20 protein-coding genes and 1 tRNA gene are annotated in these 19,017 nt (G+C 71.8%); 8 read left to right on the top strand and 13 right to left on the bottom strand.

Annotated features, from left to right (window positions below; genetic code table 11):
• Nucleotides 1-23: 23 nt before the first annotated feature.
• The 4 genes from OP04_RS32170 (at nt 24) to OP04_RS53785 (ending at nt 4,658) form a co-directional block, all read left to right on the top strand.
• Complete coding sequence (locus tag OP04_RS32170) at nt 24-1,979, top strand: DUF3987 domain-containing protein (protein WP_157240692.1); 1,956 nt, start codon at nt 24-26, stop codon at nt 1,977-1,979.
• Between the two features lie 189 nt (nt 1,980-2,168).
• Nucleotides 2,169-2,525, top strand: coding sequence for a helix-turn-helix domain-containing protein (locus OP04_RS32165; RefSeq protein ID WP_051799426.1), 357 nt, complete (start codon nt 2,169-2,171; stop codon nt 2,523-2,525).
• A 26-nt stretch (nt 2,526-2,551) separates the two neighbouring features.
• Nucleotides 2,552-4,078: a tyrosine-type recombinase/integrase gene (locus tag OP04_RS32160; protein WP_033343668.1), complete on the top strand. Its 1,527-nt coding sequence runs from the start codon at nt 2,552-2,554 to the stop codon at nt 4,076-4,078.
• A gap of 7 nt (nt 4,079-4,085) precedes the next feature.
• A complete protein-coding gene (locus tag OP04_RS53785) occupies nt 4,086-4,658 on the top strand; it encodes a hypothetical protein (RefSeq protein ID WP_157240663.1) in 573 nt (190 codons plus the stop codon).
• Nucleotides 4,659-5,026: 368 nt separating this feature from the next.
• Here the strand turns inward: OP04_RS53785 and OP04_RS32155 are convergent.
• The 6 genes from OP04_RS32155 to OP04_RS32130 form a co-directional block, all read right to left on the bottom strand.
• A tRNA-Ala gene (locus OP04_RS32155) sits at nt 5,027-5,103 on the bottom strand.
• 86 nt (nt 5,104-5,189) lie between these two features.
• The gene (gene sepX / locus OP04_RS32150) at nt 5,190-6,047 is read right to left on the bottom strand and encodes a divisome protein SepX/GlpR (RefSeq protein WP_033343667.1); all 858 of its coding nucleotides are present in this window, start codon (nt 6,045-6,047) and stop codon (nt 5,190-5,192) included.
• A 123-nt stretch (nt 6,048-6,170) separates the two neighbouring features.
• Entirely contained in the window at nt 6,171-6,809 is a 639-nt protein-coding gene (locus OP04_RS32145; protein ID WP_408606804.1) for a GNAT family N-acetyltransferase, read from the bottom strand.
• A 7-nt stretch (nt 6,810-6,816) separates the two neighbouring features.
• Nucleotides 6,817-8,139: a molybdopterin molybdotransferase MoeA gene (locus OP04_RS32140; RefSeq protein ID WP_033343665.1), complete on the bottom strand. Its 1,323-nt coding sequence runs from the start codon at nt 8,137-8,139 to the stop codon at nt 6,817-6,819.
• Nucleotides 8,136-9,065 (bottom strand): UTP--glucose-1-phosphate uridylyltransferase, encoded by a 930-nt coding sequence (locus OP04_RS32135; RefSeq protein ID WP_033343664.1) that lies wholly within the window; start codon nt 9,063-9,065, stop codon nt 8,136-8,138. The genes OP04_RS32140 and OP04_RS32135 overlap by 4 nt, the downstream gene beginning before the upstream one ends.
• A 51-nt stretch (nt 9,066-9,116) precedes the next feature.
• On the bottom strand, nt 9,117-11,300 hold the full coding sequence (locus OP04_RS32130) for a GGDEF domain-containing protein (protein ID WP_033343663.1): 2,184 nt from the start codon (nt 11,298-11,300) through the stop codon (nt 9,117-9,119).
• 86 nt (nt 11,301-11,386) lie between these two features.
• Between OP04_RS32130 and OP04_RS32125 the strand changes: the two genes are divergently transcribed.
• A complete protein-coding gene (locus OP04_RS32125; RefSeq protein WP_033343662.1) occupies nt 11,387-12,013 on the top strand; it encodes a 5-formyltetrahydrofolate cyclo-ligase in 627 nt (208 codons plus the stop codon).
• Nucleotides 12,014-12,142: 129 nt separating this feature from the next.
• On the top strand, nt 12,143-12,493 hold the full coding sequence (locus OP04_RS52215) for an FmdB family zinc ribbon protein (protein ID WP_085066921.1): 351 nt from the start codon (nt 12,143-12,145) through the stop codon (nt 12,491-12,493).
• Between the two features lie 91 nt (nt 12,494-12,584).
• Here the strand turns inward: OP04_RS52215 and OP04_RS32115 are convergent, their stop codons facing one another.
• Entirely contained in the window at nt 12,585-12,767 is a 183-nt protein-coding gene (locus OP04_RS32115; protein WP_033343660.1) for a hypothetical protein, read from the bottom strand.
• Nucleotides 12,768-12,850: 83 nt separating this feature from the next.
• On the opposite strand from OP04_RS32115, the gene OP04_RS32110 reads away from it, so the two are divergent.
• On the top strand, nt 12,851-13,150 hold the full coding sequence (locus tag OP04_RS32110) for a hypothetical protein (protein ID WP_033343659.1): 300 nt from the start codon (nt 12,851-12,853) through the stop codon (nt 13,148-13,150).
• Here OP04_RS32110 and OP04_RS32105 read toward each other — a convergent pair.
• The gene (locus OP04_RS32105; protein ID WP_033343658.1) at nt 13,147-13,614 is read right to left on the bottom strand and encodes a DUF2231 domain-containing protein; all 468 of its coding nucleotides are present in this window, start codon (nt 13,612-13,614) and stop codon (nt 13,147-13,149) included. The genes OP04_RS32110 and OP04_RS32105 overlap by 4 nt on opposite strands.
• 169 nt (nt 13,615-13,783) lie before the next feature.
• Between OP04_RS32105 and OP04_RS32100 the strand changes: the two genes are divergently transcribed.
• Entirely contained in the window at nt 13,784-14,212 is a 429-nt protein-coding gene (locus OP04_RS32100) for a Fur family transcriptional regulator (RefSeq protein ID WP_033343657.1), read from the top strand.
• A gap of 389 nt (nt 14,213-14,601) precedes the next feature.
• On the opposite strand, the gene OP04_RS32095 is transcribed toward OP04_RS32100, so the two are convergent.
• The 5 genes from OP04_RS32095 to OP04_RS32075 are packed head-to-tail and all read right to left on the bottom strand — an operon-like array spanning nt 14,602 to nt 18,973.
• On the bottom strand, nt 14,602-15,534 hold the full coding sequence (locus OP04_RS32095) for a RecB family exonuclease (RefSeq protein ID WP_051799424.1): 933 nt from the start codon (nt 15,532-15,534) through the stop codon (nt 14,602-14,604).
• 29 nt (nt 15,535-15,563) lie between these two features.
• Nucleotides 15,564-16,184, bottom strand: coding sequence for a MarC family protein (locus tag OP04_RS32090; RefSeq protein ID WP_033343656.1), 621 nt, complete (start codon nt 16,182-16,184; stop codon nt 15,564-15,566).
• 28 nt (nt 16,185-16,212) lie between these two features.
• Nucleotides 16,213-17,061: a PHP domain-containing protein gene (locus OP04_RS32085; protein WP_033343655.1), complete on the bottom strand. Its 849-nt coding sequence runs from the start codon at nt 17,059-17,061 to the stop codon at nt 16,213-16,215.
• A gap of 14 nt (nt 17,062-17,075) precedes the next feature.
• A complete protein-coding gene (locus OP04_RS32080; RefSeq protein ID WP_157240659.1) occupies nt 17,076-18,257 on the bottom strand; it encodes a hypothetical protein in 1,182 nt (393 codons plus the stop codon).
• Nucleotides 18,254-18,973 carry a SigE family RNA polymerase sigma factor gene (locus OP04_RS32075; protein WP_408606799.1) on the bottom strand — a complete coding sequence of 240 codons (720 nt, stop codon included), beginning with the start codon at nt 18,971-18,973 and terminating at the stop codon, nt 18,254-18,256. The genes OP04_RS32080 and OP04_RS32075 overlap by 4 nt, the downstream gene beginning before the upstream one ends.
• Nucleotides 18,974-19,017 lie beyond the last annotated feature (44 nt).

Genomic DNA, 19,017 nt, shown 5'->3' with positions numbered 1-19,017 from the left:
CGCTCAACTCGAAAGGAGGCCGCATCATGACCAGCCCCGCGCATGACCTGGGCGCTGAACGAGCCGTCATCGGCGCGGCGCTGCTCGCGCCAGCGACCGTTGCCGAGCTTGCGGCCACGCTCAACCCCGGGGACTTCTACCGGCCCAACCATGGCGCGCTGTGGGCCGCGATCTGCCGACTCACCGACGCCGGTACTCCGGCCGATCCGATCACGCTCGCGGCGCACCTGGCCGAGACGGGAGACCTGGCGCGGGTCGGTGGCGCGCCGTACCTGCACACGCTGATCTCCGAGGTGCCGAGCGTCGGGAGCGCCGGCTATTACGCGGAGATCGTGGCAGGGCACGCCAAACGCCGTGAGGTCTCCACGCTCGGGCTCCGTCTCACGCAGCTCGCCGATTCCGGCACGGACACGGCTGACCTGCTCGCCACCGGCCGCGCGCTGCTGGACGACACCAACGCCGGCGCGGCGTGGCCGCCGCTGATCCCGCTGGGCACCGGGCGGCATCTACCGGTCTTTCCGGCACACGTGCTGCCGGGGTGGGTGGCGGACATGGTGAACGCCGTCGCGGAGTTCACGCAAACCCCGGTCGACCTGGCCGGGAGCATCGCGCTCGCGGCGCTGTCGACAGCCGCCGGTGGGCGGGCCGAGGTGGAGGTGCGCGGGTCCTGGCGGGAGCCCACGAACCTGTTCACGGTCGTCGTGCTCCCGCCGGGATCGCGGAAATCGGCGGTGTTCGCGGCGATCACCGGGCCGCTGCTGGCCGCTGAATCGGCGCTGACGGAACGGATCAAGCCCGCGATCGTCGAGGCCGAGTTGGCGGCGCGGGTCGCAGGGAAAGCCGCCGACAAGGCCGCGATGGCTGCCGCGAACGCGGACGCGTCCGGACGGGACGCACTGCTCGCGGAGGCGTCGGCCGCCGCGATGCAGGCCGAGGCAATCAGCGTGCCGCGTTTGCCTCAACTGGTGGCCGATGACGTGACCAGCGAAGCGGTGGCGCAGTTGCTCGCGGAGCAGGGCGGCCGGTTGGCGGTCCTGTCGCCGGAGGGCGGGATCTTCGCCACGATCGCCGGCCGCTACTCGGGCACGCCGAACCTGGAGGTGTTCCTCAAAGGCCACGCCGGGGACATGATGCGGGTCGGCCGGCTGTCCCGCGACGCGCTGCACATCCCCAAGCCAGCGCTGACGCTCGGCCTGGCCGTGCAGCCGGACGTGCTGCGGGACATCGCGTCGATGCCGGGATTCCGCGGACTCGGTCTGCTCGCGCGCATCCTGTTCGCGCTGCCAGAGAACACAGTCGGGTTCCGCAAGATCGGCGCTGACCCGGTGCCGGCCGAGGTCGCGGACGCATACCGGGAGACCTTGGGTGCGCTGGTCTTGGCGCTCGCAGAGCGGACCGACCCGGTCGTACTACCGCTCACCGAGGATGCCAACGCGCGGGTGCTCGACATCGAGCGGGCGGTGGAGCCACGGCTTGCGCCTGGTGGGGCGTGGGGACACGTCGTGGACTGGGGCAGCAAGTACACCGGAGCCGTCATCCGCATGGCCGGCCTGATCCACCTGGCCGAGCATTTGTGCGACGGGTGGGGACGCGCTGTCGAGGCGGTCACGGTCGACCGGGCGGCCCAACTGGGCGACTACTACGCCGCTCACGCCCTGGCCGCGTTCGACGACATGGGCACCGACCAGGCCACCCGCAACGCCCGACACATCCTCGCCTGGATCGAGCGCACCGGGTCGACCACGTTCACCAAGCGCGACCTGTTCCGGGCCACGAAGTCCGCCACGATCCGGGCCGTAGCCGATCTGGAGCCGGCGCTGAGCGTGCTGGACGCCCACGGCTACCTCCGCCAGGTCGACCCACCGGCGCGGCCCCGGACGGGCGGCCGGCCGTCGTCGCCGACCTTCCTCGTGAACCCCGAGGTGCACCAACCCGCCGCCACCGTCCACCCGATCCGCGACGCGCGGCGGACGGCATGAGGGTGCTGACACAACTGACAGAACCGCCACAACCCCCGTACCGCAGAGGTTCTGTCAGTTCTGGCAGTTCTGTCACCGCCGTCCTGGGCCGCGCGGGTGCCGGATGTCTCCGCCGACGAGGACCGCCTCTGCGCTGTCGGCTCCCCTGGTCTCGCTTCGATCTCGCCCATCGGCCGGAAGGGCTCCCGAGTGCACCCCACCGAGAACGACGACACCACAGCCCACGGCACTCCGATGATCGCCGTGGGCACCATCTTCACCGCCGCCGAAGCCGCCGTGATCCTCCGCGTTCGGAGGAGCTGGCTCGAACGGCAGGCGGGATCACGGCGGATTCCGTTCACGCTCCTTGGCGGCTCCTACAGGTTCACTGCGGTCCATATCCGGGAGATCATCCGGATCTTTGAACAGGCACCCGCGCCAGCGGCCGGACCCGCTGAGGTCACGGTGATCACCCCGCGCCGGAGCAACCGCCAGGCCAGCGCCTCCGGTCGTGAGCCGCTGCAAGCGAGACCACGCAAGAACTCCTCACGGCAGAACGCCGCCTAACCCCACCCCCACGATCCGGAGGAACGATGGCGTACGCGGAAAAGCGCGGGAATCTCTGGCGCGCCCGGTGGGTGAGCCCGAGCGGCAAGCTCGAATCGCAGTCTGGTTTCAAGACACGCAAGGCTGCGGAGGATTACGCGAACGATAAGGAATCGTCCGTCAGGAAGAACACGTACGTGGATGTCCGGGCCGGTCAGGTGACCGTCGCGGAGATCGCGAACGCCTGGTATTCGGGGCTGGACCTGGAGCCGACCACGATGAGCAACTACCGGTACATGACCGAGGTCTACATCTTGCCGAAGTTCGGGGACCGGGCGGTCGCGTCGCTCACCGAGCATGAGATGCCGATCTGGGAGCGGGAGTTGGTGACGGGCGGGCTCAGCCGGCGCTCGGCCAGCGACGCGCGGTCGACGTTCGCGACGATCCTCGCGAGCGCGGTTCCGCGGTACATCCAGATCAACCCGGCGGCGCGAAAGAAGGGGACCGGGCGGAAGGGCACACGCCGGATCGAGAAGATGCAGCAGCGGCAGAAGGTATGGGCGTCACCGCTAGACGCGCTCCTGATCGCGGAGCGCGCGGCAGCGCTCTCCGGGCAGGACACCGACTTCGTCATGGCGATCACGATCGCTTACACCGGTATGCGGTGGGGCGAGGCGATCGGCCTAATGCCGGACTGCGTCGGGAAGAACAAGATCGACGTGCACTGGAAGCTGTACGAACTGAACGGGCGCTTCTACCGGGGCCGGCCGAAGGACGGCTCAATGCGCACGCTGGATCTCCCGCCGTTCCTCAGCACGATGCTCAGCGAGTACATGCGCCTCAATCCGCCACGGACCTGTTCATGCTCGCTGAAGGCGACGGACACGGGTGAGATTCCATGGTGCGCCGGAGACGCGTACGTCTTCCTTGGTGCGCAACGCGGCCACTTCCGCCGATCCAACTACAGCGAGCGCGTCTTCCGGCCGGCGGCGGATGGCTGGCATCCGGCGCGCAGAGGCAGTAGTCCACGCGCCCGGAAGCCGGTCCTCGTTGACGCGAGCCAACCGTGGCCGGGGAGCCCGTTGGCACCGTGGCCGGCGGCGATATCGGGAGAGCCCTTCCGGGAGCCACGGGGGCGCGGCATCGTGCCGGTTCCGGCCGAGATGCCGGTGGCATCCTGGCTGCCGATCCTGCCCGATCTGACGCCACACGGGCTCCGCCACGGGCATCACACGTGGATGGATGAGGCGGGAGTGTCGTACGTGCTCCAGTCGGAGCGCATGGGGCATGAGGTTCCTGGCATGCGGGGCGTATACAACCACGTCAGTCCGATGATGCGCTCAGCTCTCATCAGCGCAATGGAGCGACTGTGGGGCGACTCGCTCCGTTTGCGATCCCAACTATCGCCACAGTCCTCAGTCCCGATTCTCAATAGACTTCTGCACCCCCGAGGCAATAGCACATCAAATACAAGTTTTGTTCAAGTGCGCCCAACAGAAGAAGACATACACGCAAAGAAGCACTCGGACGACGCTCCCGTTCGGATTCCACTGCTAGCCTATACGCAGCATTAACGCCAGCATGGAGGAGGCAGAAGCAAAAATGTGCACAACCAGCTTCACGCAGTTTCTCACGGTAGGAGTTTCACTCTTTGCAGCATATTCTGCATATCGATCGTCGCAGGCGGCTCAACAAAATGCATATCGCGCACACTCTCCAAAATTTAAGGCGTTCGTCGAGAAGGCTCACCCAAACGAGCAAGGCAAACCAACGCTGAACCTTGTCCTACTTGAGCCCAATGACTTCGAAAAAGTCGAGGTTAAGCTCCTTCCGCCAGATCCTGTTAGATTCACCGCCAATCAGAACGGCGTCTCGACCACACCCAACGACCCCCAAACCTCCGCACTATGGGCTACGGATAAACGCAAGCCAGCAAGGTTGGAAGTCGGCGAAACCGCCAACTGGAAAGTCGAATGGCCAGAAGGCACAGATCCCGATGGCCGTGAAGTAATGCTACGCATCACCGCGGCAACAAGAGACTACGAATGGAGCGTTACAGAAACCGCACAGGTTATCGATTCAATCGAGCACACGCGCCAGCAGAAAACTATCGATAACGTACTGAAACGCAACGGAATGCAGCCCAAGCACTAACCACCTTAACGCTGGACCCACAGAGGCACGCACCACCCGACGAGTCCGAACCAACTAGGGCGTGTTTGGTGGATCTGGGCGAGCCGAGGTGAAGCCCAGGTGTCGTCTGGGTGTGCGCGGCGGAAGCCCTCATACCGGTGTTGCATGTGGGCTTTGTCCCGTGCGGCCAGGCGGAGGCTGGGTCACGCCGCAGACCGTCAGCCCTAGAGCGCACCGAGCAACAGCGGACGTCCTTGGGGCACCCCGTCGATAGAGGCCAACCGGGGCTAGACAGAGATCCACTCCCATCTCGCTCCCAAATTCGGACACCAAAAGGTCAAGGGCGGTCACCGAAATTTCGGTGACCGCCCTTGACCTTTGAGTCTTGTTGGTGGAGCTGTGGGGATTTGAACCCCAGACCCCCTCGATGCGAACGAGGTGCGCTACCAGACTGCGCCACAGCCCCAACCCTCCGCCGCAGGTCACCCCGCTGGCGGAACGTGGACAACATTAACAGGTGGCACGAGCGCCGCGCGAATCGCCCCCGGCGTGTCAGGCGGAGTCGGGGCGGCGGCCCTGGTTGGCCCCGCCGCCGGCCTGGTACGGCCGCCCGCGCAGCCCCGGTGACGGCCGGTACGACACCGATCCGCCGCGTGGCTTCGGGGGTGGCACCGGTGGTCCGGCGGTCCCGTCCGCTGCGGCCGGCAGCTCGGTGTCCGGTCCCCGGTCCAGCCCCATCGCCGCGCGCCGCACCGCCTCCCGCTGGGCGGCGAGACGTCGCCGGTCCTCGCGGCGGGCCGCGGCCCGCCGCTCCTGCTCGCGCCGCACCTCGGCCTGGCGGCGGGCCAGCCACAGCGCCTCCCGCGCCTGCTGGCGGCGTCGCCGGCGGTCCGCTATGGCCCGGTTGCGCAGGTGTACGACATAGACCGCGAGGAGCAGCCCGGTGACGGAGACGCTGATCCAGAAGCCGGGGCCGACGACCGCGACGCCGAGCAGCTCGACGCCGTTGAGCAGGACGAGTGAGGCGAGGACGCGGCGGCGGCGGGTGACGGCGGTGGCGTGGCCGCGACGGGCGCGGGGGCGGCGGCGCCGGGCGCCGTCGGGCACCGCGCGGAGCGTGCGCCGGCGGCCACGCCGACCCGGAGATGCCGCAGAGCTGGACAAACCGGCATGATCAGGCGAAGATGGCACAGACTTCTCAGAAGTCGGCGGCATCATGTGGCGTGGCGGGTTGATCGGGCGTCGTCCGGGCACGGTGCGGCGACGGCGGCGGCGCTCGAGCACCCTGGCCGTCGACTGCGCCCGCTCCGCCACCTGGCGCTCGGTTGCGTCGTACCGGCGGACAAGCGCCGGCGCAAGGGCGAGCAGCCCGGCGGCAGCGAGGACGGCGAGGAGCACCGAGGTCGGCACCCTCAACCCTCCCGTCACCCCATCGACGACCGCCCAGGCCGCCGTCAAGTCCCAGTTCTTCGAGGTTACGGGGGCGTCAGGGGCAAATTAGGACGGCACGCCGACCGAACTCCGTAGAAAAGATCATGCCGTGTGCTGCCGCAGTCGATGCCACCGCCGCAGCAGACCACCCTCCGCGGCCACATCTTCGCTGGTCAGCGTGTATCCGATGTGATCGCGCCAGTTGCCGTCGATGTGCATGTAGCGCGCGTGGTAAGCCTCCTCACGAAAACCGAGCTTCTCCACGACGCGCCGGGACGGCCGGTTCTCCGGGCGGATGTTGACCTCGATGCGGTGCAGGCCGGCCGCGCCGAACGCATGGTCCACGGTGAGCGCGAGCGCGGTCGGGATGATGCCCCGGCCGGCCACCCGCGAGTCGACCCAGTAGCCCGCGTACGCGGAGCAGAACGCGCGCCGCACGATGTTGCCCAGGTTGATGTGGCCGACCACGCGTTCCGCGCCGTTCTCGCGCAGGCAGACCGCGAACGGCATGCTCTCGCCGCGCCGCCCGGACCGCCGCATGTCCGCGTAGACGTACCGGTAGGCGCGGGTGGAGTTGAGCTCCTCCCACGGCCCGGGTGGCGCGGACTCCCACGGCGCCAGCCACTGCCGGTTCGCGATCCGGACCTCGGACCAGGCGGCCGCGTCGGAGCGCCGGTACGGCCGCAGCAGCACCGGCCCGTCCGCCAGCACGACCGGCCACCCGGGAGTGTCCCCCCAGATCACGCGGTCACCGCCGGCGGTCGAGCAGCAACACATCCACGGTGGAGCCCGCGGCCGCGCTCGTCACCCGCTCGCCGAGCACCAGCAGCCCGTTCGCCTCGGCCATGCCGGAGAGCGTGTAGGGACCGCCGGCCAGGGGCTGGACCGTGTAGCCACCGCCGCGCCGCTCGGCCACGTGTGCGGGCCGGAACTCGCGCAGGCCCGCCGGCGACGACACGGTCTCCAGCAGGTGCGCCCGCACGCTCGGCCGGAACACCGGCTCCGCGCCCGCGAGCAGCTGGATGGCCGGCCTGGCGAGCACCTCGAAACCCACCAGTGCGGCGCCTGGATCCCCGGGCAGACATATGATCGGCACCTCCTCGGCACCGACCGTACCGAATCCCAGCGCCGTTCCGGGATAGAGCGCCACATCGGTGAACGTGACCGGCCCGGTGCGCCCGACGTCACGCCGGGAGAGTATCCGCCGGACCATGTCGCCGGGCCCGATCCCGGTGCCGCCCGTGGTGATCAGCAGGTCGGCGCGCAGCGTCTGGTCCTCCAGCAGCGTGCGCAGGCCCTCCGGGTCGTCGTCGCAGATCCCCAGCCGGTACGCCAGCGCGCCCGCCTCCACCGCGGCCGCGGTCAGCGCGTGCGAGTTGGCGTCCACCACCTGGCCGGGCTGGCTGGCGCGGCCGACCTCGACCAGCTCGTCGCCGGTGGCCACCAGGACCACGCGCGGGCTGGGCCGCACCACCACGTGCCCGATGCCGGACGCGGCGAACACCGCGACCAGCGCCGGGCTGACGTAGGTGCCGGCCCGCGCCAGCACCGCACCGGCCGGCAACTCCTCACCGGCGCGGCGCAGGCCGTACCCCCGTTTGGGGGCCTGGTAGATCTCGACCGCGGCCATGCCCTGGTCGGTCCACGGGACCGGCACCACCACGTCCGCGCCCATCGGCAGCGGCGAGCCGGCCGCGACCGAGAAGCACGCGCCCGGGGTGAGCCGGACCGGCCGCCAGCTGGCCGCGCCGAGGTCGCCAACGACGTTGAGGCGCACCGGCCGCGGGTCCGGCACCCGGCCCTCGTGCATGCCGAAGGCCGGGTGCGAGCCGCTGCGGCCGGCTGCCGCGATGTCCTCCCAGCGCGCCGCGTACCCGTCGATGGCCGCCTGGTCGAAGGCCGGCACCGGGTGCGGGCCGACGACGTCCTCGGCGAGCACGTTGCCGTACGCCTGGGTGAGGTCGAGGTCGAGCGGCGGCAACGGCCGTAGCCTGCGCAGCACGCTGCCCAGGTAGTCGGCGAGTGGCGTCAGCTCGTTAGCGGCCGCCTCGGCGTCGGCCGTCGCAGTCATCCGGTTTGTCCTCCGACGTAGTCGCCGAGCCAGGCGCGGAACGCCGGCCCGATGTCGTCTCGCTCGGCCGCGAGCTGGACCACGGTCTGCAGGTAGCCGAGCGGCATCCCGGTGTCGTAGCGGACGCCGCGGTAGACGATGCCGTGCACCGGCGTGCCCTCGGCGAGGAGCGTGGCCATGGCGTCGGTCAGCTGGATCTCGCCGCCGCTGCCGGGCTTCGTCTCCCTGATCACGTCGAAGATCTTCCCGGGCAGCACGTACCGCCCGACGACCGCGTAGTTGCTCGGCGACTCCTCCTTCGACGGCTTCTCCACGAGGCCGGTCACCCGGACCACCTCGCCGAGCTCGTCGAAGCCCTCGGCCGGCGCGACCGAGGCGATGCCGTACCGGGAGACCTCGTCGTCGGGCACCTCGATGAACGCGAGCACGATCCCGCCGGTACGCGCCTGCAGCTCCAGCATCGACGGCAGCAGCGGCTTGTCCTCCTCGACGAACTCGTCGCCGAGCAGCACCGCGAACGGCTGGTCACCGACGTGCGCGGCCGCGGTGCCGACCGCGTGGCCGAGACCGAGCGCCTCGCCCTGGCGCACCGTGTAGATGTCCGCCAGCTCGCTGGTGCGCCGCACCTCGTTGAGCCGTTTGTCGTCACCCTTGGAGCGCAGCCGCTCCTCGATGTCCGGGCGCCGGTCGAAGTGGTCCACCATGGAGGTCTTGCCGCGGCCGGTCACCAGCAGCACGTCGGTGATGCCGGCCGCCGCGGCCTCCTCCACGATGAACTGCAGCACCGGACGGTCGACCACCGGCAAGAGTTCCTTGGGCACGGCCTTGGTCGCGGGCAGGAACCTGGTCGCGAGCCCGGCGGCGGGGATGACCGCCTTGACGGCTCTGCGGCCGGGGGTGGCCTGCGGTGAGTCTGACGTGGTCATGGCTCGGGTCACGGCACCTTCGCTGAGGGTGGGGTCCGACATGCCGCGAGACTATCGGCCACGGGTCTGCCGCGGCGTCGCTGGTCCATACGGCACGCCGGTTGCGGTCGCGGCTGCCTCCTCATCATCTGCCCCATCAGCCTCACCCGCCACCGAAACAGGATTAAGACGGACATCAAGCTCAGAATTAAGATCAAGTTCCATCAGCGGTACGGCCGGAATGGTCTTTCTCACGCCACCGGCAAGGACAGGCGCCGGCGCGCACAGCCGGTACGTGTCCCGGCCGCCCGCCTTCGCCGCGTAGACCGCCTCGTCCGCCGCGTCCAGCACCCGCTGCGCGCTCGCGCCGTGCCGCGGGTAGACCGCGATGCCGATCGAGACCGTCACCGGCACCCGCAGCCGGTCCGCCACCGGCACCGGGCTGTCCCGCACGGCCGCGCCCAGCCGTTCCGCCACGGTGGCGGCGCCGTCGGTGTCCGTCTCCGGCAGCAGCACCACGAACTCCTCGCCGCCCTGCCGGAACGCCAGGTCGACCTCGCGCAGCCCGGCCCGCACCCGCCGGGCGAACTCGACCAGCACCGCGTCGCCGACCGCGTGGCCGTACGTGTCGTTGACGGCCTTGAAGTGGTCCAGGTCCAGCACCAGCACGGCCAGCGTGCGCCCGAACCGGCTGGCCCGCTCCACCTCACGCCGGATCGATTCCTGCAGGTAGCGGTAGTTCCACAGCCCGGTGACCGGGTCGGTGAGCGAGAGCCGCTGCGCCTCCTCGTGCACGCGCACGTTCTCCACCGCGACCGCGGCCTGCCCGGCGAACGTGCGCAGCGTCCCCAGGTCCACGTCGTCGAAGTCGTCCGCACCGAGCCGGTCGTAGAGCGCCAGCACGCCGGTCGCGGCCGGCCCGGTCTCGCCCGCGGCGTCGTCGCCCGGCGGGCAGAACGGCACGGCCACGTAGGTCAGGCAGCGCGGCTCCTCCGGGCAGAGCGGCGCGCCGTCCGGGTGCACCCGGCCCCGGCGCGGCTCCGCGGTGGCGGCCACCGATCCGAGCAGGCCACGCCCGACCGCGATCCGCAGCGCGGCCGGCTCCGCGTGCGGCGCGCGCTCGCCCAGCCCGTCCGCGCAGCGGCCGACCAGGTGGCCGGTGTCCGGGTCGTGCAGCAGCACCAGGCCGGCCCGTGCGCCGGTGGCCGCCATCGCGGTGCGCAGCAGCACGCGCAGGATCCGGTCCAGGTCGTGCGTGCCGGACAGTGTCTCGCCGAGGATGCGCAGATTGCGGCGCAGCTGGTCGCGGCCAGCGGTGAGCGCCTGCACGTAGGCCTGCGTCTCCCGGGTCATCCGGTTGAACGCGCCGCCGAGCCGGGCCACCTCGTCGTGCCCGCGGACCGGCACGCGCACGTCCAGGTCACCACCGGCCACCCGGTCCGCGGCCAGGGCCAGCTCGGCCAGCGGGCGGGTGGTGGACCGGGCCAGCCAGGCCGCGGTCAGCACGGCCAGCGCGCCGGCCAGCAGCACGATGCCGGACAGCACGGCGAACAGGTCGCGGCGGTCCGGGCCGGGGACGGAGACGGCCAGCGGGAGCGGCTGGCCGGGCGCGGGGCCGAGGCGGCGCACGTACCGGCCGCCGTCCGCGACCGCGGTGCCCTCGCCGGTCAGCCAGCGCACGGACGTGGTCACGCCGGCCCGGTCCGCCGTGGTCTCGGTGCTGCGCACGGCCGCGCCCGCGTCGTCCAGCAGCGTGACGCCGCCGCCGGTCGCGGCCGCGAGCCGCCGGACCAGGCTCTCGTCGACGGCCTGGGTCACGTAGACCGCGGCCACCCGGGCGCCGGTGCCGTCCCGGATCTCCACCCGGGCCGCGAGCGCGCGCGGCGGCCCCTGCGGCGAGGGTGCCGCGCAGTCCGCCCACGGTGTCGCGGGCGCGTTCGCACTGGTCAGCTCCGGTGCGCCGGTCGCGTCCACCACCTGGACCGCGGTGGCCAGGCCGCGCGCGACGACCAGGTCCGCCAGGACCGCGCGCTGGGCCGGGTCGGGCAGCACCGCGAGCGCGTCCGCGCTGGCGGAGAGCCGGGCGCAGAGCTCGCCGATCGCGGTACGGACCGCGCCGGCCGCGGTGTCCAGCCGCTCGTGTGCGCGGTCGCGGCCGAGCGCGTCCACCGCGCCGCCCACGAAGACGGCGCCGAGCAGCACCGGGCCGAGCACGACCGCGAGGAAGGCGGAGGTCAACCGTCCGCGCAGGGTCACCGCCTCTCCCCCCATGACGCCGGGCCCGTTAGCTGCGATGCTGGCATAGGACGACCCGATTGCCGGGGTTGTGGCTGGAGTGTTGCGTGCCGGATTTTTCGGATCAGGACGAGTTTGTACGAGAGCCGGACGACCGGGCGCGGAAGACCACGGTCCGGGGCCGGCTGCTGGCCGCGCGACGGGCGCTGCCGGAGGATCGGCGCCGTCAGGCCGCCGCCGCGGTGCGCCGGGCGCTGGGTGCGCTGATCGAGGCCGAACGACCGGCGGTGGCCACGGCGTACGTGCCGGTCGGTGCCGAACCCGGCGGCACCGACCTGCCGGACGCGCTGGCCCGCATGCTCCACCCCGGCGGGACGCTGCTGCTCCCCGTACTCCTGCCGGATCTTGATCTTGATTGGGCCGTGTACGCCGGACCCGCGTCACTCACCGCCACCGGACGCGGACTCCGCGAACCCAGCGGGCGCCGCCGCGGGCCGGACTCGGTCGCGGACGCGGCGCTGGTCGTGGTGCCCGCGCTCGCGGTCGACCGGCGCGGCGTGCGGCTCGGCCGGGGCGGCGGCTCCTACGACCGGGCGCTCGCCCGATGCCCGTCCGCGCTGGTGGTGGCGCTGCTGCACGACGACGAGCTGGTCGACGAGCTGCCCGCGGAACCGCACGACCGGCGGGTGCAGGCCGTGATCACCCCGGGCGGCGGGCTGCTCCGGCTCGGGTGAGCACCACCTCGCTGGACGGATGGCGCCCCGATGGCGGATCATTGGCACTCGGAATTCCCGAGTGCCAACCGCGCGTTGTCTCGCACTGAGCATCACAAGAGCGCCGCCGAAGATCCTCCGGAGGGGAACGTGCCCACCTACCAGTACGCCTGCACCGAGTGCGGCCACCAGCTCGAGGCGGTGCAGTCGTTCAGCGACGCGCCGCTGTCCGAGTGCCCGGTCTGCCAGGGGCGCCTGCGCAAGCTGTTCAACTCGGTGGGCATCGTGTTCAAGGGTTCCGGGTTCTACCGGACCGACTCGCGCGGCGGCAGCACGTCGTCCGAGGCGTCCGGCGCCAGCTCCTCGGAGTCGAAGCCGGCCGAGACGAAGAAGCCCGCGGAGACGCAGAGCTCGTCGAAGAGCGGGGCGGACAGCAAGCCCGCCGCCGCGCCCGCCGCTTCCTCGACGTCGTCCAGCAGCACGACATCCACAGCCTCGTAACCCGTCGTCCACAGAACGCGCGAGTTATCCACAGATCTACGGGTTATCCACAGGCCGGAATCCTCAGCCTGTGGATAACTTTTTGTCCGGCCTACCAGTGCGGCGGGCGGTCCTCCAGCAGACGGGCATCGTTCCCGCCGCCGGCGGTGTAGTCGCCCCAGCCGCGATCGGTGTCGTCCGAGGTCTGGTCCGGCAGCACGGGCAGGTCGTCGTCGACCAGGTCGACGGTGCGCTCGTCATCGATGCCGGCACGGGGCTCAAGCTCCGGGTTCACGCGAACCAGCGTACCCACCCGCAGATGACCGGCATCCCCCGCAGGTGGGTCGCCCGGATGGCGCGTTGGTAGCGTCAGATGGCGTGACGACCCCCAGCGGTGCCCCGGACGACCACAGCCCCTGGCGGGACGTCTCCGGCCCTCCCCCGTCCGCCGAGGAGACCGGCTACACCGGCCCGCCGCCGCAGACCCCGCCCGCGCCGGGCTGGCGGCCGCCGGTGCTGCGGCCGTCCCCGCCGCCGCGGCAGCTGCCCGGCCAGAACCTGGGCGCGCTGGACGCGGCCGAGTCCCGCGCACGACAGCTCAGCTACGGCGTCGGGATCTGCGCGCTGGTGGTCATGACGGTCGCGCTCTGCACCGTCTGCGGACGGTTCCTCTTCTAGGAGATCTTCCAGTTCATCGACGCGCCGGTGTCGCCGGTCATCACCACGAAGTAGCCGGTGACCAGCGCCAGGAGCACCGCGACCACGCTCAGCCCGATGGTGACCGCCTTCGGCGTGCCGGCCCGGCGGACCAGCAGGAGCAGCGCGCCGGTGACCAGCCCGAGGCCGAGCGAGAAGAAGAACGTACGCTGCCCGTACGAGGCGTGCACCCCGATCTGGTCGAGGAACTCCTCGGGCGTGCCGTCCTCCTCGCGCATCTTGTAGAACGCGTTGCCGGAGAGCATCGAGAACAGCGCGGCGAGCGGTGCCACCACCGCCAGCATCGCCACGGCCCAGTCGATGCGGTGCCGTACCGCCGGCCAGACCGCGAAGACGATCGCGCCCAGCGCGAGCAGCGGCACGAACACGACCGCGGCGTGCACCAGCAGCACGTGCGCGGGCATCCCGTTGATGGTCTCGAACACGATGACTCCTCAGGCCGTTCCCTCGATGACTACGTCAACACAGTCACTGCCTGATCGGTCCGGTTCCCGATGTTTGCCCCCAATCTGCTTCTGTGTTCGTCACCACCACCTGGGAGCCTGTCCGGTCCGTGACCTTGAGTGCCGTGCGGTGACGTGTTGTCATAGTTGAATGCCCACCGCCGATGACCAGCTCCGGGAGCACGGCCTGAGGGTCACCCGCCCTCGCCTCGCCGTGCTGGACGTGCTGTCCGGCGGCGGTCACCTGGAGGTCGAGGAGATCGCCCGCCAGGTCCGGCTGCGTCTCGACTCGGTCTCCACCCAGGCGGTCTACGACGTGCTCGGCGCGCTCTCCCGGGCCGGCCTGGCCCGCCGCCTGGAGCCGGCCGGCAGCCCCGCCCGCTACGAGGCCCGCACCGGCGACAACCACCATCACATCGTCTGCCGCGGCTGCGGCGAGATCGCCGACGTCGACTGCGTCGTCGGCCGCGCCCCCTGCCTGGAGCCGCACTCCGCCGCCGGCTTCGCGGTCGACGAGGCCGAGGTCACGTTCTGGGGCCTCTGCCCCGCCTGCCAGTCCCGCCGCGCCGCCGACCGATAGCGCCGCCGCCCCATCCCCCGCAGGCCCGTTATCCCCCCTTTCCGCCCGCCTTTGCTCTGCTTACCTACGCGCTTTGCTCTGCTTACCTACGCGGCGCCGTGCGGTTCTGCGCCACTTCACCGCTACTGCGCCGTTTCGCCGCTCCCGATCCGTTTTGTGTCAGGTAAGCAGAGCAAAGGCGGGCGGAGGAGAGCCATCGGCCTGCAGCCGGGAAAATTCAAGATCTTGATCTACCCGGTTGGTCTCGCATCACCTGCCGAGGCCTCCCGGCGACACCGGTCGGTCGTTGACCGACCTTCCTGCCAGTGCCGTGGGCGCACGGTCAAGACCCGCCCGGCCCTTCGACGATGAGGGGAGGGTGCGCGGGGAGGGTGGTGGCGGGCGGGCCGTCAGGCCTGGTCGCCCTCGCGCGGGCGGGGTGCGGGATCGGTCCGCAGCGTCGCCTCCATCGCGGACCACGGGTCCTTCGGCTCGGCGGTGGCGCCGTCCGGGCAGGAGGCGCGGAAGTCGCACCAGGAGCAGAGACGGCCGGGCGCGGTGGGGAACGCGGTGTCGGGGTCGGCGCCGTCCGCGATCGCCTGCTCCGCGGCCATGATGTCCTGGGCGGTGTCCTCGGCGCGCCGGACCTGGCGGGCCAGCGAGTCGTCCGTGTGCTCGTGGGCGGCCACGGCACCGCTCGGCAGGTGGTGCAACTCGACGCGGTGGCACGGCTGGTGGAAGACCTTCTCCGCGGCGAACGCGTAGAGCGCCAGCGCCTGGGAGCCGCGCGCCTCGTCCGGCTCGGAGCCGGACCGGCCGGTCTTGTAGTCGACGATCACCAGCTCACGGCGCCCGTCCGGCATCACGCGGGCGTCGATCCGGTCGGCGCGGCCGCTCAGCGCCAGCACGGCGGTGCGGGCCGCGACCACGCGCTCCACACCGACGGGCTCGGACGCGGGGTCGAGACCGGAGACGTAGCCCTCCAGCCAGCCCAGCGCCTTCCGCCAGGCCTCGCGCTCCTGCTCCACGTCGCGGTAGCCCTCCCGTACCCACGTGGCCTTGAGCAGTGTGGCCAGTGCCTCGGGGCGGCGGCGGTCGGCGGGCAGGCCGAACCAGTTCTTCAGCGCGGTGTGCACGCTGGCGCCGAGCGAGTTGTGCGCCCACGGCGGCCCCTTGGGCGGGGTGGGGCGGTCGACGTACGAGTACCGGTACCGCCTCGGGCAGTCCGCGTATGACCCCAGCTTGCTGGGTGTGCAGACGAAGAGCCGCTGCGGCATGCCGGGGAAGCCGAGCTGCTCGGGCACGGCGGAACGGCCGGTGGACGACGACGAAGACCTGCGCACCCCCCGATCCTGCCAGGAGGCGACCGGACCTACAGCGCGTGGCGGGTGTATTCGGTCACGAACGCGGCCACCGAGTCCGCGATCAGCTGCACCGCGATCGCGGCCAGCAGCAGGCCGGCGATGCGGGTGAGCACCTCGATGCCGCCCGGCCGGAGCACCTTCACGATCCCGCCGGAGAAGCGCAGGACCAGCAGGACCACGCCCATCACGGCGACGACGCCGAGCGCGATGGAGACGTAGTCGGCCGCATTCGACGCGTTCTTGACGAACAGCATGGTGGCCACGATCGCGCCGGGACCGGCCAGCAGCGGCACGCCGAGCGGCACCAGCGCCACGTTCGAGGTGACCTGACGGTCGGGCGTGGCGTCGGTCTTGCCGGTGAGCAGTTCGAGCGCGATCAGGATCAGCAGCAGGCCGCCGGCGCCCTGGAGCGCGGGCAGGTCGACGTGCAGGTAGTCGAGCAGCGTCTGGCCGAGCAGCGCGAAGACCACGATGACACCGAACGCCAGCGCGACCGCCTGCCGCCCGGCCTTGCGGCGCTCGCGCACGGGCAGTGTTCCGGTGAGTGCCAGGAAGATCGGCACCATGCCGGGTGGGTCCACGATGACCAGCAGGGTCACGAAGACCTCGCCGAACAGTTTGAGATCCACGTGATCACGGTAGCGTGATCAACTTCGGTCAGAGCGGCGGGACTCCGTGACCGGCCGCGACGATCCGGTCCAGCACCTCCGGCGCGGTGGTGAACGCGCCGAGCCGTACGGTCTTGTGCGCGCCGTGGAAGTCGGACGAGCCGGTCACCACCAGGCCGAGCCGGTCCGCGAGCGCGCGCACGTGCTCCCGCTCCTCCGGCGAGTGGTCCTCGTGGTCCGCCTCCAGGCCGAACAGCCCGGCCGCGGCCAGCTCCACGATCATCGAGTCCGGCACGATCCGGCCGCGGCGGCTGGCGCGGGGGTGGGCGAAGACCGGTACGCCGCCGGCGTCACGGACCAGCCGTACCGCGGTGAACACGTCGATGTCCGCCTTGGGCAGCCGGTAGCGGCGGCCCAGCCACTGCGGCCCGAACGCCTCGGACGTGGTGGTGACCAGGCCGAGCCGGATCAGCGCCTGTGCGATGTGCGGGCGTCCGACCGCGCCGCCGGCCGCGTACTCCATCACCTCGGCCCAGCTCACGTCCACGCCGTCCGCGCGCAGCAGGTCGACGATCGCCTCGCCGCGCCGTTCCCGGTCGGTGCGTACCCGGGCCAGCTCGGTGGTGAGCGCCGCGTCCGCGGGATCGATCAGGTACGCCAGCAGGTGCAGCCCGATCCCCTGCTCCGCGCCGTGCCACCGGCAGGAGATCTCCGCGCCCCGGATCAGCGTCAGCCCGTCCGGCCGGGCCCGCTCCGCCTCGGCCCAGCCGGCCGTGGTGTCGTGGTCGGTGATCGCCATCACGGTCAGCCCGGCCTCGGCCCCGGCCCGGACCAGCTCGGCCGGGCGCAGTGTGCCGTCGCTGGCGGTAGAGTGGGTGTGCAGGTCGATACGCGTCACTGATCGAGTGTGTCCTACTTCGTCCCGAGGTCGTCCGTCGGCCCGAGCCACGGCACGTACTGCCATCCGTCCGGCACGCCCGCCGGCAGCGCGGCCGTCTCCCGCCCGCCGTCGGCCCGGCAGCTGATCGACAGCCGGTCCGAGCCGGCCAGCAGCAGGTCGCCGGTGGCCCAGACCGCGGTCGTGGCGGTGCGGGCCGCGCACTGCGCGGTCTCCCGCCCGCTGTCGACGTCGATCATCCGGAGCGCGCCCACGCCGGCCTGGTAGAGGTGGCTGCCGTCGGCGGACAGGCGCGCGCCCGCGTCGCCGTCCCGGGTCAGGCCCAGCTCGCATCCGGTGGTCTCACCGATCGCCAGCTCCGCCCCGGCCGCGGTCAGCCGGGCCAGGCAGATCCGGTCGCCGTCCTCCTCGCGGACCAGCGCGGTGACCGCGCCGCCGGCCCGCGGCCCGAACACGGCGAGCACGCGCGCGTTGGCCGCGGGCTCGGCCGGCGCGGCCGGGTCGAACAACGCGTACCCGGCGTCGCCGGTGCGGATCAGCACCCGGTCGCCGACGAAGCCGACCGGGCGCACGTGCGCGCCGACCGGCCCGCCACCGGTGACGGCCAGGCCCTTCGCGGTCACGGCGGCGACGTGCAGCCGCCCGTCCGCGACGAACGTGATCCGCCCGCCCTCCGGGTCGAGCGCCCAGTCGTCGCCCTCGCCGGTGAGCGCCTTGGTGGTGCCGTCGGACCGCAGCAGCAGCCGGACGCCGTGCTCGCCGCCGTAGACCCAGCCGATCGGCACCCGGTACGCCCGGGTGACCGCGCCCACGCCGGACAGCGTCACCACGGACCCGCCGGTCGTCCAGAGCTGGTCCCCGGCCCGGAGGTCCAGGTCGAGGCCGGTGTCGCCGGGGCCGTGCTCGACCTCGGCCACGGCCGGCGGCAGCGGCGGCGCCTGACTGCTCGGCTCGACCAGCGCGCCGTTGGGCAGCATGGCCGTGGGCGACATGCCCACGCCGGGCCGGAGCGCGCCCAGCCCGAGCACGGATGCGCCGGTCAGCAGCACCGCGGCCGCGGACGCGAGCGTCAGCCGCCGTTTGCGGACGACGCGGGCACGGGCGATGGCGCGGGTCGCGGGGTCGTCCGCGGAGCGCGTGTTCTGCGTGGTGGCCGCGAAGAGGTCACGGAGCCGGTCCTCCAGCATCGGGCTCACCGCCCCTCCCGGGCGAGCTGCCCCTCCCGGGCCGGCTGTGCCTCCCGGGCCGGCTGCGGGCGGGCGACCGGCACGGGGCGCGCGGGCAGCGGCCGGGTCGGGATGACCGGCTCGGGGCGCAGCGCCGGCTCCGGCGTCGCGGCGGGGACCGGCACGCCCGAGTCCGGGTCGATGCCCTCGGCGGCCAGACGCTGGCGCAACGCGTTCAGCGCCCGGAACGTCTGGCTCTTCACGGTGCCGGGCGAGATGTTCAGCATCGCGGCGGTCTGCGCCTCGGACATGTCCTCGTAGAACCGGAGCACCAGCACGGCCCGCTGCCGGGCGGGCAGTTCGCGCACGTGACGCCAGAGCGCGTCCCGCTCCAGCTGTGCCTCGATCTCGTCCGGCGCGGCGCGTTCCGGCAGCACCTCGGTGGGGCGCTCGCCGTGCCAGCGGCGGCGCCACCAGCTGGTGGCCGTGTTGACCAGGACCCGGCGCGCGTACGGCTCGACGGCCTCGATCTGCCCGAGCCGGCGCCAGGCCAGGTACGTCTTGGTGAGCGCGGTCTGCAGCAGGTCCTCCGCGGTCGCCCAGTCACCGGCCAGCAGGTACGCGGTGCGCAGCAGCGCACTGGACCGGGCGGAGACGAAGTCGCGGAACTCGTCGTCGATGCTGTTCGCGATCGTGTGCAGGTCTCGATCGGCGCTGACCGGCGCCGCCTCCGAGTCGCCTTCCACGCGTCACTCTCCCCCCGCGTCGCAGCAGTCCCGATCAGACTCAC

The organism is Catenuloplanes japonicus, from assembly GCF_000717135.1.
In the GTDB taxonomy this organism is placed as follows: Bacteria; Actinomycetota; Actinomycetes; order Mycobacteriales; family Micromonosporaceae; genus Catenuloplanes; species Catenuloplanes japonicus.
The sequence above is the reverse complement of the archived record's forward strand: the minus strand, read 5'-3'. Positions and strand labels throughout refer to the sequence as shown.

Bases quoted from the DNA above. Each gene is read 5' to 3' on its own strand.
- OP04_RS32160 (WP_033343668.1), top strand. From the start codon at position 2,552: ATGGCGTACGCGGAAAAGCGCGGGAATCTCTGGCGCGCCCGGTGGGTG.
- OP04_RS53785 (WP_157240663.1), top strand. From the start codon at position 4,086: ATGGAGGAGGCAGAAGCAAAAATGTGCACAACCAGCTTCACGCAGTTT.
- OP04_RS32140 (WP_033343665.1), bottom strand. From the start codon at position 8,139: ATGACTGCGACGGCCGACGCCGAGGCGGCCGCTAACGAGCTGACGCCA.
- OP04_RS32135 (WP_033343664.1), bottom strand. From the start codon at position 9,065: ATGACCACGTCAGACTCACCGCAGGCCACCCCCGGCCGCAGAGCCGTC.
- OP04_RS32100 (WP_033343657.1), top strand. From the start codon at position 13,784: ATGCCCACCGCCGATGACCAGCTCCGGGAGCACGGCCTGAGGGTCACC.